We start from the raw sequence: 15,278 nt of genomic DNA, 5'->3' as shown, positions 1-15,278 counted from the left end.
GCCGCAATACCACTTTCGTTTATGTGGCTTTGGGGTATGGGGCCTCAATGATGACTTTTGTACCCTGAGGGGTATTGGCCAGCCATTCGACGGTACCATTTATGTCTGAAACCCTTTTTCTGATACTTCTGATCCCTTTTCCGGTAAGATTCGCTGATGCCGAAATACCTTCCCCATCATCAGAAAGTATGATTTTTAGACCTAAATCAGTTAGTAATATTTGTAAATCAATACTTGTTGCTTTTGCATGGCGGGCAACATTCGTAAGCAACTCCTTTACAATGCGCAACATATTTAGGCGAAATTTACCATTGAGCGGGACATCCGTTTTTATTTCATCGATATCAATCCGGTAAATCAACTGTAATGCTTCAAACATTTCTGCTGATTCTCTTCGAATTCTTGCCAAAAGGCTGCTCAATTGGTCCATTTCAGGATCAGTGGCCCAGGAGAGCGCCCTTCGGTTCGTGTCGAGTTCTTCTGCCAGTTCAGAGACATTTTTAAGTGCCTGTATCAATTTTTCAGGCTCTGCGTTTCTTCGGGCTGAAACACCTAATATTCGCAGCCGGGAAAGACCTGTACCGAGTTCATCATGAATATCAGAAGCGATTCTGTCGCGTTGTTCCCGGAGTTTAAGTTCATTTTGCAGGAGACTCTCTCTTTTTTCAGCCTCACGTTGTTGTTTTTCTGCCACCAATTGCTGTTGATTGAGTCTGTAGCGGTAGTAAAAGGCGGTGGCAAAACCAACTATTGCGAGTGCTAAGGTAAACATCAACAGGCGGAACCAGACCGTTTGGGTAAAATGGGGATGAATCGTAAAATGGAAGGCCTTGGGATGTTCCTGCCAAATTCCTTCTGCATTACTTGCGGTGAACTTGAAATCATAGGATCCCGGATTAAGGTTGGAGTAGGTAACAAAGTTTTGTGTTCCCAGATCCCGCCAGGTTGTGTCAAGTCCGATCATTTGCACCTTGTATTGATTGTGGCCCGGGTCCAGATACTCCATCGCAGCCAGGTCAAACTGTATGCTTTTCTGATAGTATTTAAGTTCCAGGTCATTGAGGGTTTCTATGGATTGATGGTCATCTTTCCATAATTCTCCATTTATGTGCAATCCCACAATAGACAGCAGTGGCGCATGGCCCGCATCTTTTACAGAATCCGGGTGAAAACGGTCAACCCCTTGATTTCCCCCAAACCATATAAAACCATTCCGATCCTTAATTCCCGCTCCTGCACTGTATTCGCGGGAGCTCAGTCCATTTCGGGTAGTAAACTGTCGGGAAAAATTGCGCTTGGGATAATAACAATAGATACCCTGGTTGGTACTTAACCATATCCTTTCTTCTCCGTCGGGAACTATCGCATATAGGTAAATTTCGGGTAATCCATTTTTGACCCCAATCAAATCCATGTCCAGTGTATGGTTGTTTATTTTGCCCAACCCGGAAGAGGTCGCAACCCAAATCGTATGCGAAAAAGTATCCTCAACGATGTGGTTAACCAACCCATTTCCCGGGTACGAACGAATAACCGCTAAAGAGTCTTTTCCTATCCTTTCCCAAACATCCAGTCTTTCGCCTGTACCCATCCAAATTCGGCCCTGCCGGTCGGATAGTACATTCAGGATGTATGGATCTTCTGTTACAAAATGAAGACTGTCAAATGCTAGTGTTTTTTTGTTGAAAGTAAATAATCCTCTGTTTGTTGCGATAAGTAATTCAGATTCGTATTCCGCCAAATCGTAAAAAATAAAGTTGAAACCCGTTTGGATAAAAGATACATATAATCCTGTCTTCATATCTCTGATACCCAATCCGGCTTCTGAGATTTCCCACATTACGCCTGATTTGTCTTCCAGAATTTTTGAAAACCGGTTCAAGGTAGTTTGGGAGATATTTCCGTCAGCACTTTGGATATAGGTGTTCCTGGAATTGGCCAGCACCGCGACGGAACTATCTTTGAATGAATAAATTGCCCAAATGGCTCCTGTTTGATTCGGTGCGATGGGTTGAGAAAAAGTGACGGGTGTCAACTGTCTATATTCGACGCCGACACCTTCTACTGAATTCCAAAGGGTATTTGTTTTGCTCAGATGGATAGCTTCTCCCAGTTTGCTTATACTACTTATTAATAATGAAAAGCTATTCTGGGCGGGGTCAAATACGGCTATATCATTTCGCCCAACTTTCACGAGAAATTTCCCATCGGTAAAAGGCGTGATTTTTCTGTGTGTCTGACCTGTTTTATATGCGAAAAAATTGTTGCCGGATTGGTTTTGGCCGGTGTTATCTATTTTTAGTATTCCCTGGCTGGTAGATATCCAAATACGGTTTTCGTCTTCTATTTTACCATCAAAGTAAACGAAGGTATTGTTGAGAATCGGGTATGATTGTTTTTGAACAACGTTTCTCTCCCGGTCATAATTGATGATTTCACAACCTCCGGGAGGATTATCCCAATAACATGCCAACACCTGGCTTACATACCCCTCCGCATCCACTGAGACATGGCAACGTACACCAGGCAAGGGATGAAGATATTGGCTGGTAAGAAGCGTGTCTTTTTGATGGGTATCAAATACAAACAGATTGTTCTGGCAAATGACCCAAAGAAATCGGTCTCGTTCGAGATAAAAAGCGTAGTGGATTTTATTTTTGAGCGATATGCCATGATAAAAAATCCCGTACTGGTCAAAATTGCCACGACTTCGCCTGTAACAGTTGATTCCCGCTTCGGTAGTAAACCAGATATTTCCTTTGCTATCTTCAAAAAAATCGCTTTGAATATTGCGTCCCAGAATGCTTTTCTCAGATGTATCAGGTTTAAAAATCTGGATATGTCTGCCATCAAATCTGTTTAAGCCTTCGAGAGAGCTAATCCATACAAATCCATAAGAATCCTGATAAATGTAGGAATTGGTACTTTGAGAGAGACCCTCTTCAGGGGTAAGGCTATGTGAAGGCAGCGGGACAATCTGAGATTGTCCCGATATCAGGATTCCTGCAAAAAGAATTGTTATGATTCCGATTCTCAACACATAATCATTCTATTTGCGGTTTACAGCTTTTTTCCCAAATAAACTATTCCAGGTACTTTTAAAGAAATCGCCGAAGGCGAGCCTAAGTTTTAATGAGGGGCTCATCTTATAAATTGGTCCATAGGTTATGGGCATTCCTTGGCGTTCGGAAGTCTCTACAGCAACACGAAGCAATTCTTGCTCTCTCCAAATCGGAGGGCAGGGGGGGGCTATAACTAACGAAAGCGCCTGGTCTTCTGATACAGGCCCGGTATTTACTTCTAAATCACTAACAGATCGTACAGGATCTGGCTCAGGCCTTGCAACTAATGTTCGATAGGTTCTCATTATATAAATAGACTTTTTGTTGCTGGTATGTCGCTTATTAGGAAAAGAGGTTAATCCTCGGGTAATTTTGATTCCCGTAGTAGTAGATCTCTCTCCATAATTAAGAAGGTCATTGATTTGGCGGGTCGGAAAAAATGTGAGTCCAAACTCTACAGTATTATCATAAAAGTGAAGATCGCGGGCTGGTATGGGTATATCTAATACAATATTCTCAAACCATTGGGTTACTTGTCCCTTAGGAGAAAACTGAATTTCATAGGTAGCATCGTCATTAAGATATAGCCTACCCACTTTCAGAATGGACTCACCGTTTGACGTCTCCAGCTTTAAGATGAGACCTTTCACTCCCGGACTAGTATCAGAGAGGGCAGGGTTCCCTAAATTCAACATGTTAATCAAGGGGGCTGAATCAAGTATTTTTTCAATATGTGGGTTTTCCATATTTTTATAATTTTTGAATTTTAAATATATTTGATATCTAAAAATACATCTATTATTCCTTGAAAGCAATCTCGGTAAGGTAAACTTTCGTTTATTTCTTTTTTTATTAATTTTGGAAAATTTCCGATCAATGAAAAGACTTCGTATCAAAAATTTAGTACAGAAGTTTAGCTTAACTGTAACTACTTAGGTTCCCTCTCAAGGAAATAAAAAAAAAGGAGAGACCTGAAAAAAAATAATAAATTAGATAAAAAGAGCGCAGATGAACTTACCCGAAACGCTGGAAGGCTGTCATGAGTTAATACGGGAATTAATGGCCCAGGTGTTATCCTTAAGTGAGGACGTGAAGCGTTTGCGTGCGCAGTTGGACCAAAACAGTGGGAATAGTTCGAAGCCCTCGTCAAGTGATGGATTTCGGAAGAAGATTGTGCTGCCGAAGAAGAAAGGCAAAGGGAAGAAGTCGGGGGGGCAGGTAGGTCATAAGGGTCACACGCTGGAGATGGTAGCAGAAGCAGATGAGGTAGTGGCCTTGATACCGGATCGATGTGAGTGTGGAGAAAGTCTGGCGGGGGGGGAACCCCAACTGGCAGCCCGTCGTCAGGTGTTTGATTTGCCCGTTCAAGCGTTGTATGTGCGGGAGTATCAGTCGTATGAATGTCGGTGCCCGAAATGCCGCTCGGTGATCTACCAACCGTTTCCGAAGGAGGTGTCGTCGCCGGTCCAATATGGTTCCGGGGTCAAGGCGCTGGTGGCCTTATTAAACACGAAGTTTCATTTATCGTGGCAGCGGACGAGTGAATTATTTCTGGATTTGTATGGATATTCGATCAACGATCATACGCAGGAACAGGCACTGAGTCAGGCCTACGAGCGGCTGGCGCCGGTAGAAGCCGAAATCAAGGCACAAGTTGCGGCCTCGGCGGTGGTTCATGCCGATGAGACCGGGGTGCGAACGGCGGGGAAATTACACTGGGTGCATACCAGCAGCACCGCCGATTATACCTACGTCTATGGGCATGAAAAGCGGGGTCGGGAAGCGCTGGGAGACGCCTCGATTTTACCGGGATATTCGGGCACACTGGTGCATGATTGTTGGGCTCCCTATTTTTCTTTTGAACACATACGACATGCGCTTTGTGGGGCGCATTTGGTACGGGAACTTCAGGGGTTGAAAGAAAATGGATCCCGTTGGGCCGCCCGGATGCAACGACTGCTCTTCACCCTACATCAAAAAATCCAGACTGAACCGACCTGGCAACTCACCCCGGAAGATCCCTTCTGGCGACGCTACGATCTCATCTGCAAAAGTGCCAATAAGGAAGAACCCCCGCCGATCAAAAATCTCCGCGGAAAACCCCGACAATCCAAGGGCAGGAATTTATACAACCGCCTAAACAAATTTAAATCCGCCGTCTTATTATTTGCCTCACAAACCGATGTGCCTTTTACCAATAACCAGGCCGAAAGGGATATTCGACCGCTGAAGGTCAAACAGAAAAATGCGGGTTGCTTCCGAACCAAAATCGGACTGGATCGCTTTTGTCGGATTTATTCCTTTTTATCCACCCTCCGAAAACGCAACCGCAATGCCCTCAACGAGCTTACCGATTTGTTTGAGGGGAAAAATTCCTTTTTCCCCCTCTTGAGTACCTAAGTAGTTACGCTTAACTTATTCTAATACAACCAAAGAGATGACTCCTTAAGGGTTTTCGTTTCTGGTTCTGATCCTCTTTATATAATGGTCATGTTATGTCGGATGCCTTCCGAAAAACTCTTTACTTTTTGGTTTATATCATTGAATCTCTCCCCGGAAAATTGTACTTTACTTTCCTTGTTCGTAACAATTTATCAATTCTGATTAACTATGGATACTACATCTGCACTCAACGACTCCTCGCGATACTCGCGACTTCAGTTGCGTATGCTGGTCATCCTGCGCATGCTCATTGGATGGCATTTCCTCTACGAAGGCGTGGTCAAACTCTGGAACCCCAACTGGTCGGCCTCTGGTTACCTCATGGATTCCCAGGGGTGGTTTGCCGGCATTTTCCATTCGATGGCTGGCACGCCCTGGCTGCTCAATATTGTAGATTTTGTCAACGTCTGGGGACTCATTATCATCGGTCTGAGTCTCATCCTCGGGCTTTTTGCCCGCTATGCTGCCCTTGGAGGCATTGTCCTCCTCGCTATGTACTACCTTTCTCACCCGGCAATCATCGGCGCCAAATATGCCCTGCCCAGTGAAGGTAGTTACTTGTTTGTCAATAAAAACTTGATTGAGATGTTTGCCCTCGGTGTGCTCTATGCTTTCCCAACCAGTATTTATGTCGGACTTGAAAGGTTGCTGGCCCTCCGCCGTGGCGAATCTGTTCCCAGTGCTGAACCGGTTGCAGCAAAAATGACTGAAAAAGAAACCGTAGCCTGACATTTCCTTTTACCCCAAACGATAACCTATCATGGATAATCATAAAGAACAAAATTCCTCCTCCGGAATCGGCAGACGAGATCTGATCAAAGGCCTCGCTGCGCTGCCCGTTCTGGGTTTTTTCGGCCTTGGTGCCTGGGCAAAAAACAGCTCTGACAAGTCCCTCAAAAATAATATCCTCAACGAACTCAATATCCAGGCTGCGCCTCCGCCACCTTCCGGTGACATGGCCGGTGATCCTATCCGGATCGGGATTGTGGGCTACGGCATCCGCGGCGAACAACTCATGCGCGCCGCAGGATTTGCCAACAGCGAATGGAAAAAGAATATGCAGGAGGCCCTCGCCAAAAATCCGAATGACAACCGTCTTAAAGATTTTATGGAACAGGAAAACCTCAACATCCGCATTACCGGCGTATGCGACCTCTTTGATGTGCGTGCCGAATCTGCCATTGATGCGGGAAGTGTGGACGGTAATACGCCCAAGCGGTACGCGCGTTTTGAAGATATGATTGCCAGCAGTGATATCGACGCGGTGATCATTGCTACGCCTGACCATCACCACGCGCCGATGGCTATGGCCGCCGCACGTGCTGGCAAACATGTCTATGTTGAAAAATGTATGACCCACAAAGTCGGTGAAACTTACGAGCTGTACGACACCGTCAAAAGTTCGGGCATCGTCTTTCAGGTGGGACACCAGCATCGGCAAACACAGAGTTTCCTTACCGCACAGGATATCATCGCCAAAAATGTGCTGGGCCATATTAACCTGATCCAGATCTCTACCAACCGAAATGACGACAACGGTGCATGGCAATACACGATTCACGAAAAAGCAAGCCCGCAGACCATTGACTGGCAACAGTTTCTCGGCAATGCTCCGGCGATTCCCTATAATGCCGAACATTTCTTCCGCTGGCGCAAATGGTGGGCCTATGGAACCGGACTTTCGGGCGACCTGCTTACCCATGATTACGACCGGATGAACTGCATCCTGAAAATGGGTATTCCCGCTTCTGTTACGGCTTCAGGGGGAATCTATACCCACCGCGACGGTCGCGAGGTGCCTGACGTATTTCAGGTTGTGATGGAATTCCCGGAATATACCTCCGGCATCAGCCAGGAGCCTGGAAAAGAGAAAGGCATGACCTTCCTTTACAGTGCGACTTTGGGCAATCAGTATTCCCGCGGCACATTACTCATGGGACACGACGCTACGATGGATATCAGCAATTCGCTGACAGTATATGCAGACCCACGTTCGACACGGTACGAGGCCATGCTCAAAGACAAAGTCATTGCCCCTGAAACGCCCTTGTATGTGTATGATCCACGTGCCAAAGGTGTGGATGGCGTAACCTCAGCGACTGCTGCATACTTCGCCAATAAAGGATTGCTCTATACCTACCGCGATGGAAAGCGTGTGGATCCTACGCACCTGCATATTCGCGAATGGTTGAGCTGTATCCGGCATGGTGGTAACCCCAGCTGTGGTATTGAACAGGGTTTTGAAGAAGCAATTTCCGCCCATATGGCTACGATTTCTGTTCGTACCGGAAGAAGAGTAGAGTGGGACGCAGCTTCGAGACGTATTACCAATATCGATCAAAGTATGATGGAAGAAATCGGCGTAGCCTAAATTTTTCTGAATGAAAAACTTTTGGGCTGTTGCCGCTATATGTATGATGCTGGTTTCCTGCGAAAATAAACCGGAAGGAGTGGTTTTACAGTTCTCCGGTCCCGCGCAGGGGACCAGCTATTCTGTTACCTGCATGGATCCTGCGGGGCGGAATTTTCAACCGTCGATTGACTCGATTTTTGCTGTGATTGACCAGTCTCTTTCCACGTATCAGCCAAATTCCACCATCAGCCAGTTCAACCGCGACGATTCGCTTTCAACGGATGATGTTCATTTTCGGGAAATGGTGATGCAGTCGGGGGAAGTATATCGATTGACAGATGGGCTGTTTGATCCCACGGTGATGCCGCTTGTCAGAGCCTGGGGATTTGGCCCCGAAAAAGTGCCGGAAATAAAGGTAAACAATCTCGACTCCGTCAGGCAGTTTGTCGGATTCACACAATTAGCCCTCAGTACTTCGGATAAAGCGAGCAGATTTTACACCCTTAGAAAAAAGCAACCCGGCATACAACTCGATTTTAACGCTATTGCGCAGGGATATACCGTAGATGTGCTGGCCGACTTTTTTGAAAAAATGGGGATCAGAAACTATATGATAGAGGTTGGGGGAGAAGTAAGGGCGAAAGGAAAAAATCCGGAAGGCAAGTGGTGGACACTGGGTATTGAGCAGCCGCTGGAGATTGAGGGGATCAGCGTCATGTCTGCCATTGCAAATCTGGAAAACCGTTCGCTGGCGACTTCCGGCAATTACCGGAAATTTTATGTAAAGGACGGGGTGAAATACGCCCACACGATAGATCCGCACACCGGATATCCGGTCAATCATACCTTGCTGAGCGTTTCTGTTTTGGCGGAAAAATGCGCAACTGCCGACGCATATGCCACAGCTTTTATGGTAATGGGATTTGACCAGGCGTGGGAGTTTTTGGAGAAACACCCCGAATTGGGCCTGGAAGCCTATTTTATCTCCTCCTCCAAAGGAGAAGGCTGGGACATCCGTATGACAGATGGGATGGAGGCGGTTGTGGAGATGCCGTGATGTTTGTCCAACCAGAAACTTGTGTGCCTCAACCCAGGGTATTTCGACCGGATGCTCGCTATTCGGGAGAATGGGGGCTTAACTTGGTGGGGGGAACAGCGTTTTCATGCTGGGCGCTACGCGAAAACTTAGTTGTTGGTGGCTGTGCTTCTTTCTTTTGCCTTGTCATTCATTTCTTTAGTGCTTTTGAAATTCTAAAATAGCGTTTGTTCAACGCTTCTCTACCACCTTCCATTACCTCACAAACAGCATTTCTAATGTCTTTATCCTGAAGAGCTTTGTTTCCAGCTTTTACAACTTGTCCTCCAACGAAGTCCATATGGACAACATTGTCAGAATTTGCATTTACTGTTATGTTTGGATTGTGAGTAACAATCACCAATTGTCTTTTTTTCTTTAGCTTTTTGAACCCCTCTACAACAAAATTGGAAATAAGTTTAGTGTCTAAATCGTCCTCAGGTTGGTCAATAATTAGCGGAATATCATTTAAAGCTAAAAGCAAGCCTAACATACCTGCCGTTCTTTCACCTGCTGAACCTGCTTGAATATCTTCCTCTCTGCCTTGTTTTTTGAATTTCAAAATCAGTTTGTCTTCTGGAACCCAAACAAGTAATCTGTCAATGTCCTCGGGTGTATTTTGCTTCAAAGAGTCAAGGTGTCTTGCCAAACGTAAATCAAGATTTTTTTTGTCGGCTTCTGTTGCAGAAACGAATTTCTCTATTTCAGATTGTCTTTTTTGCCACCTTGTAGTTTCGTCTTCGTTTATTATTCTTGCTATTAAGCCCCAAGATTGCCCATTATCATCATTAGTTCCATAAATATCATTTGAAAATTCGCCACCTGATTTACGAAGTAGTTCTCTAATTGTAGAATTTGCATTATCAACGTCAGCCATTGGTTGCAATTCAATAATTAAAAATGGATTATCTGCATCTTCAAAAGCACGCCACCTTGAAATGACATCATTACGTTTTGCTCTTAATTCCTTCTCTTTTTCAATAATTGAGTTGTAAAGTTCCTCAAGACCTAAATTTAGAACTGAAAGTTCTGCTTTTTGAGATTCTATCAAACTAAGCTTCTCTGTTAATGTTGACCTACGCTGAATTAAGGTCTCGTAATTTTCAGTTCCTAAATCTTGTATGCTAGCAGCAATTTCAGCATACGCTTGTCTTGCAGATTCAAATTGTTGAAACCAAGAATGAGAGTTTAATTGACCTTGCAGATTTTCTCTATATGGTTCTAATAGTTGAAGAGCTTCTTCAAGTTTTGCCTTTGCTCCGGTAAGAGCAGAATTCATTTCTTGTATGAAACTCAATGAGTCATCAACAACTTTATCAGCAATTGTTTCAGGTACTTCTATTACAGGAGCCGATTGTACTACATTTTGAATCTGTGATATAAAGCCTGAAACACCTGAATTTGTATTTGAGAAAAACTTATTAGTTGCGGTAAGTTTATTGAAGTTGTTTAATGTTTCTCTGTAATCAGAACTTTCAAACAGAGCAACTGTATTGTTTACAGTTCCTAATTGTGCCCTAATATTTGTTTCTTCTGAAATAGCATTATTAAGTTTACGCTTTTGGGCACGCTTAGAAATCCATTGATTAATTAATGACTCTTTTGCTTCCTCCCAAGCTGGTTTGTCGAATTGTGAATCAATCAATTCAATTAGCTTTGATGGATTTCCCGTTAGTGCGTAAAGCTCTTTCTGATTAAAAATTTGTATTGGAAACAGTTCTTTGATGTTTGAAATTGTTATTGGTGCACTCCAATTTCCAGTTGAACTGTCAAACTCTTGGAGAGTATGTGAAGAGTTGTTCCATTTGATTAAGTACAACTTTCCATCTTTGAAAATTTCAATTTCGATAATTGTTTCGTTTCTAAGCATTCCTGTGCCGTTCTTGCGTCCAACTTGATTAAACTTGTCAAACTCAGATTGAACTTCATTTGGCATTTCGTCTATACGTGCTAAGGCAATTCTCAGGTAATTAATAATGGTTGATTTTCCTGAACCTCTACCTCCAATAACAGAAGTAAGCCAAGGGCTAAATTCTGTTTTTAATGGAGTTCCGTTTCCTGCTTTAAATCCATTTGTTACGGAAAGGGATTTTATGAAATATCGATTTGAAATTGAATTAGGGTCAATTGTGATTTCGTCTTTCCTGATTATACCGTCTTCTCTGTCGTGCAAAGCAAGTTTAAGTGCGTCTAATGAAGGTTCCCCCATTTTTACCCAAGTGAAATTTGTTCCAACTTGTGCCGCAATGTGGCTGTCTGTTCCAATTACTTCTGCTAATCTAAGTTTTGATTGGGTGTACACATCTGGTTTTGCAAAAGCTTTGTCGATTAATTCTATTGCCAATAGACCTTCAACTGCTAAAGTCTGCTTTAAAGTGTTGCCTGATTGATTTACAAACAAGCCACTTGCTTTGTCGATGTGGGCTGGAATTGCAATCCCACCCGCTTTGTGAATTTCGTTTATTACTAACTCAACAGATTTTTCAGTAACTGCATCGGAAGTTCCAAATTGATCAGAAGGGAAGCCAACAGCTCCTAAAAGAGCTTGTATCTTTTTTGTATCAGCCGAAATGTCAAATAATGCAAGGATATGAGTATTACTAGAAGCTGATATTTCAACACCAGGAAACAAATATAATTTTCTATAGCCCGCTGGTTTTGGTTCAACGGCTTCCATTGCAGCCAATGCAGTTTTTAATTTATCAATCCATTCGCCCGAATTGTGGTCAGTAATTGCAACGCAGTCTATTCCTGCTGTCATATACATAAGCAACCAATTTTCAGGTGTGATTGCCATATGAGTTACATCTCCTTTTCCAAAGTCGTTTGATGCTGGTGTGTGGTTGTGGAAATCAAATTTCCACCATTTTGCTCCGTGTATATATTCTTGCATTTATCTTTTCTGGGTTAATTTTATTTTTTAGGTGTCGTGTCCGTTAGCATTGCCACCAACGTTAAGTGTATGGTGTCGTGCGGGATTAAGAAGCGATTTCCTTTCAGTTTACACCTACTTTTTTTACGAGCCACAAACGCCCGAAAACCTCTGAAACCCGCATGCACTATACACATTGTTGTAGCGTCGTTTTTTATTCTATCACAGATTTTCTATCCATATCAGAATAAGGATAAAATCCATTTGCTTTCAGTTTTTTAATCAGTTTACCAGTGCCATTTTCCATTGCAAATTCCATTTCAGCACGATGTACTTCCATAACTAAAAGCAATCCATGTTTTCTGTCACCAATTTTAAATTCTTTATTTTCAGGCTTGTACTCATCAAGTATCAAACACAGATTTGGTTCTCCCTCGTTTTGCGGTAGTTCTATTGTCTCCAAAGGCTCAAGTTTTGCTTGAAACGAATAATTGCCAATCCCTGTAAAAATCCCACAAATCTTTCTTTCGATTAAATTAAAAGGATTTGTCTCAGTCGTATCTTGAACATAATCAAGTTTAGTAAAGGCAACCATCTCATACGTTCCTAATCTATTTGGAATCGGTCCTTTTCCATTTGGTTGTAATAGCTCCATTGTAGCAAATCCAGTACCTTTGATTCCGTTGGGAAAATAATAAATGTCAACTGTTCCACCAATATCAAATGGAATTATCGCATGTCCAACCAATTCGTGTGACTTTCCTAAAACAGCTTCCAATCCAGCCTACTAGACAATTTTGAAAAAAGGCGAAAAAAGCAAGAGTATTGTGTTTACCAAGACAACGATACCTATGCCTTTTTCGCAACTACTCAAATTTAGTAAAATCTACCAAGACTATGGTCTGGGTGCAGCAAAGAATTTTTACCTGCTCGTATCGCTGATCAGTTTGGGCCAAACGGTCAACCTGTACAAACTCAAGGACCACGTCAGCAGCGTACTGGGCAAGACACACACCGATGTGCAGAGCCACTACCAGCGGCTGATCCGATTTTTTAAAGACTGGGGTAAGTCGGAAGAATTTCTGCACGACATCCTGCGCCACAATCTGGGGCTGCTGCGTCAGGGGGGGCATCAGACGCTGATCCTTGACGGCACGAGTTGGCAGTTTGGCCAGACCGAAATCCACTACCTCGTACTGGCTGTCCAGGTAGGCGGCGTAGCCATCCCCCTGTACTGGAAGCAGCTCGGTAAGATCGGTACCTCTAATCAGGAAGAACGAAAAGAGATGATGGACGAGGCCCTCGGTATCTTCGATCTGCGTGGGATGACCCTGCTCGCAGACCGGGAATACATCGGCAAAGAATGGTTTAAGTACCTCAGCGACAAGGGCCTACACTTTGTGATCCGGATGAAGCGCGGCGACTACGAGCAAGATACTAATGCCGTCTGCGGGCGGAGCTATCGGGCCATGTACCGCCGCTGCCAGCAAAAAAAGAAAGTCGTCAGCAAACGGATCACCCTCAACCATACTTCCTATACCCTCGTCATGATGCCCAACCCTAAAGTCGGCGCAGACGAACCCGTCATGGTTTTCCTCACTACCCTTCGTAGTAGCCGATACGCCGCCGCCGCTTACAAGCTCCGATGGAAGATCGAGTGCATGTTCAAGCACCTCAAGACCAACGGCTATCACCTCGAAGACCTCAACCTCAAAGACGCGGGCAAAACCCGGCTCATGATGGCCCTCGTAGCCACCGCCTACCTGCTCGCACTCCGAGAAGGATGGCGAAGAAAAAAGAAAATACCGCTCAAAAAATACGCCGACGGAACCCGATGGCCAGCCTGCTCCCTCTTCCGGGCCGGACTCGCCTATCTGATCGAAAAATCCCAGCAACTACAACGATTCCTTACCTATCTTGAATCCATCTCCAAAACCCCTAAAACCCCTCCTGATTAAAAATGTATAGTAGTATGCTTCCAATCCAGCCATTTTTAATTCATAATCCTTATCTAATTCTTCTTGTGTAAATTCTTTTTTAACATCTTTCTTTCCGAATAGTTTTTTGAAAATACTCATGTCATTATTTTGATTTGGGCTTGAACATGAAATCATTGTCAAGCATATTATTAACCGTAAAATTCTACTTATCATTTTATGAATCAGTTTATTGTTTTGCAGTCTGCCAAAATGCGCTACAACATCCGCATAAATGCTACGCGTAGCGTTTATTTTCTTATTGACTCTTACGAATATCCTCCCTTTCCATCAGATTTACAAGTATCTGGCAAAGGTATATCCCGGCTATCCAAGTGGTGTTCGCAGCAAAATAAAGTAAACACAAGGGGCAGGAGGAAGACGCAAGGGACACAAGGGAAATGCTATCTTTGAGACCTTCGTGCTGTCTTTGTGTGTCTGCCTATGTAGATGGTTTTCTGACTTCCTCGGAAAATGGCATATTGTCCCGATCCTTTTTCGGCTATTCGCCCAGGTTTTCAATTATTTGTTGATAAAATTTCTCTCCAATATAGAAGTTCGCCTCAGTGATTAACTGATCTAAAATGGGGCGAACATTCTCAATCAGGTTTGCTTCTTTCGCACGAATGAGTATGCCTACTAATCCAATTATTTTTATCCCTAATGATTTTGCTATTCTTCTGCCAGCTCTTTCATCGATTGCTAAGTAATCAGCATTCAATTCTTTTGCCAGAGTAATTGCGGCCGCTTCCCCTGCGTCCAATGATTCTCGTAAACCTCTTTCCATATTTATGTCAACGGGATCCTGGGTTTTGATCCAGGAAGCGTTTCGAAATTGTTCAAGACTAATGCCATATTCCTCTAGTTGAAGAATTTCCAGCCTAACGGTTGTAGGGATTATTATTTCTCCAAATAGGCTGCTCAATATCTGCAATCGACTTATTTGGATTAGATTGCTAATTACGGAGGTATCGCTAATTATTATCACTTCTCTTTCTCATTTCTTCAACAGTAGCCAAATCCTCCATGTATTCCTCTAATCCATAATGAACCGGAATTTTCCGCTTAGCCAATTCTTGTTGCAGGATAAATTGGGGTTTATTTGCAAATTCACTCGCCTTACCAAGGGTAAAGATTTCCTTTTCAAACAAAAATATAGCCAACTCCAGACGAAACTCGCTTTCCGACATAGGAGCATTTTTGAGAAGATCATCGGTTATTAAAACACCCATTTATTGCTTTGTTTATTCAAATCTATAGGAAAATACGATTATTTGACCACTTTTGATACAATAATTAGACTTGGTAGCCAAAATCCATATCCACCCCCCATACCATTTTCCTCCTCATTTCCTCTCCCCAATATCCTCCCTTTCCCGCAGATTTACAAGTATCTGGCAAAGGTATATCCAGGCTATCCAGTGGTGTTCGCAGCAAAATAAAGTAAACACAAGGGGCAGGAGGAAGGCGCAAGGGACACAAGGGATTACACTTTGTC

General features: G+C 43.6%; 11 protein-coding genes. 5 read left to right on the top strand and 6 right to left on the bottom strand.

Features of this window, described 5'->3' with window-relative positions; all coding sequences use genetic code 11:
* Positions 1-19: 19 nt before the first annotated feature.
* Positions 20-3,040: a triple tyrosine motif-containing protein gene (locus R3D00_23645; protein MEZ4776188.1), complete on the bottom strand. Its 3,021-nt coding sequence runs from the start codon at positions 3,038-3,040 to the stop codon at positions 20-22.
* 9 nt (positions 3,041-3,049) lie between these two features.
* Positions 3,050-3,808, bottom strand: coding sequence for a hypothetical protein (locus tag R3D00_23640; protein MEZ4776187.1), 759 nt, complete (start codon positions 3,806-3,808; stop codon positions 3,050-3,052).
* A 262-nt stretch (positions 3,809-4,070) separates the two neighbouring features.
* Between R3D00_23640 and R3D00_23635 the strand changes: the two genes are divergently transcribed.
* The 4 genes from R3D00_23635 (at position 4,071) to R3D00_23620 (ending at position 8,914) form a co-directional block, all read left to right on the top strand.
* Entirely contained in the window at positions 4,071-5,462 is a 1,392-nt protein-coding gene (locus tag R3D00_23635; GenBank protein MEZ4776186.1) for an IS66 family transposase, read from the top strand.
* 210 nt (positions 5,463-5,672) lie between these two features.
* Positions 5,673-6,233, top strand: a complete 561-nt coding sequence (locus R3D00_23630; protein MEZ4776185.1) for a DoxX family membrane protein — start codon at positions 5,673-5,675, stop codon at positions 6,231-6,233.
* A gap of 31 nt (positions 6,234-6,264) precedes the next feature.
* On the top strand, positions 6,265-7,875 hold the full coding sequence (locus tag R3D00_23625) for a Gfo/Idh/MocA family oxidoreductase (GenBank protein MEZ4776184.1): 1,611 nt from the start codon (positions 6,265-6,267) through the stop codon (positions 7,873-7,875).
* Between the two features lie 10 nt (positions 7,876-7,885).
* The gene (locus R3D00_23620; protein MEZ4776183.1) at positions 7,886-8,914 is read left to right on the top strand and encodes an FAD:protein FMN transferase; all 1,029 of its coding nucleotides are present in this window, start codon (positions 7,886-7,888) and stop codon (positions 8,912-8,914) included.
* 169 nt (positions 8,915-9,083) lie between these two features.
* On the opposite strand, the gene R3D00_23615 is transcribed toward R3D00_23620, so the two are convergent.
* Positions 9,084-11,825, bottom strand: coding sequence for an AAA family ATPase (locus R3D00_23615; GenBank protein ID MEZ4776182.1), 2,742 nt, complete (start codon positions 11,823-11,825; stop codon positions 9,084-9,086).
* Between the two features lie 193 nt (positions 11,826-12,018).
* A complete protein-coding gene (locus R3D00_23610) occupies positions 12,019-12,582 on the bottom strand; it encodes a hypothetical protein (GenBank protein ID MEZ4776181.1) in 564 nt (187 codons plus the stop codon).
* 73 nt (positions 12,583-12,655) lie between these two features.
* On the opposite strand from R3D00_23610, the gene R3D00_23605 reads away from it, so the two are divergent.
* On the top strand, positions 12,656-13,762 hold the full coding sequence (locus R3D00_23605; GenBank protein ID MEZ4776180.1) for a transposase: 1,107 nt from the start codon (positions 12,656-12,658) through the stop codon (positions 13,760-13,762).
* Positions 13,763-14,282: 520 nt separating this feature from the next.
* On the opposite strand, the gene R3D00_23600 is transcribed toward R3D00_23605, so the two are convergent.
* Both R3D00_23600 and R3D00_23595 read right to left on the bottom strand, forming a co-directional pair.
* Positions 14,283-14,567 carry a DUF3368 domain-containing protein gene (locus R3D00_23600; protein MEZ4776179.1) on the bottom strand — a complete coding sequence of 95 codons (285 nt, stop codon included), beginning with the start codon at positions 14,565-14,567 and terminating at the stop codon, positions 14,283-14,285.
* Positions 14,568-14,754: 187 nt separating this feature from the next.
* A complete protein-coding gene (locus tag R3D00_23595) occupies positions 14,755-15,012 on the bottom strand; it encodes a UPF0175 family protein (GenBank protein ID MEZ4776178.1) in 258 nt (85 codons plus the stop codon).
* Positions 15,013-15,278: the final 266 nt, after the last annotated feature.

It is taken from the genome of Bacteroidia bacterium (genome assembly GCA_041391665.1).
In the GTDB taxonomy this organism is placed as follows: domain Bacteria; phylum Bacteroidota; class Bacteroidia; order J057; family J057; genus JAGQVA01.
The sequence above is the reverse complement of the archived record's forward strand: the minus strand, read 5'-3'. Positions and strand labels throughout refer to the sequence as shown.

Coding starts and splice junctions, on each gene's coding strand:
- R3D00_23595 (MEZ4776178.1), bottom strand. CDS start 15,012: ATGGGTGTTTTAATAACCGATGATCTTCTCAAAAATGCTCCTATGTCG.
- R3D00_23600 (MEZ4776179.1), bottom strand. CDS start 14,567: ATGGAAAGAGGTTTACGAGAATCATTGGACGCAGGGGAAGCGGCCGCA.
- R3D00_23620 (MEZ4776183.1), top strand. CDS start 7,886: ATGAAAAACTTTTGGGCTGTTGCCGCTATATGTATGATGCTGGTTTCC.
- R3D00_23625 (MEZ4776184.1), top strand. CDS start 6,265: ATGGATAATCATAAAGAACAAAATTCCTCCTCCGGAATCGGCAGACGA.
- R3D00_23615 (MEZ4776182.1), bottom strand. CDS start 11,825: ATGCAAGAATATATACACGGAGCAAAATGGTGGAAATTTGATTTCCAC.
- R3D00_23605 (MEZ4776180.1), top strand. CDS start 12,656: ATGCCTTTTTCGCAACTACTCAAATTTAGTAAAATCTACCAAGACTAT.
- R3D00_23630 (MEZ4776185.1), top strand. CDS start 5,673: ATGGATACTACATCTGCACTCAACGACTCCTCGCGATACTCGCGACTT.
- R3D00_23635 (MEZ4776186.1), top strand. CDS start 4,071: ATGAACTTACCCGAAACGCTGGAAGGCTGTCATGAGTTAATACGGGAA.
- R3D00_23640 (MEZ4776187.1), bottom strand. CDS start 3,808: ATGGAAAACCCACATATTGAAAAAATACTTGATTCAGCCCCCTTGATT.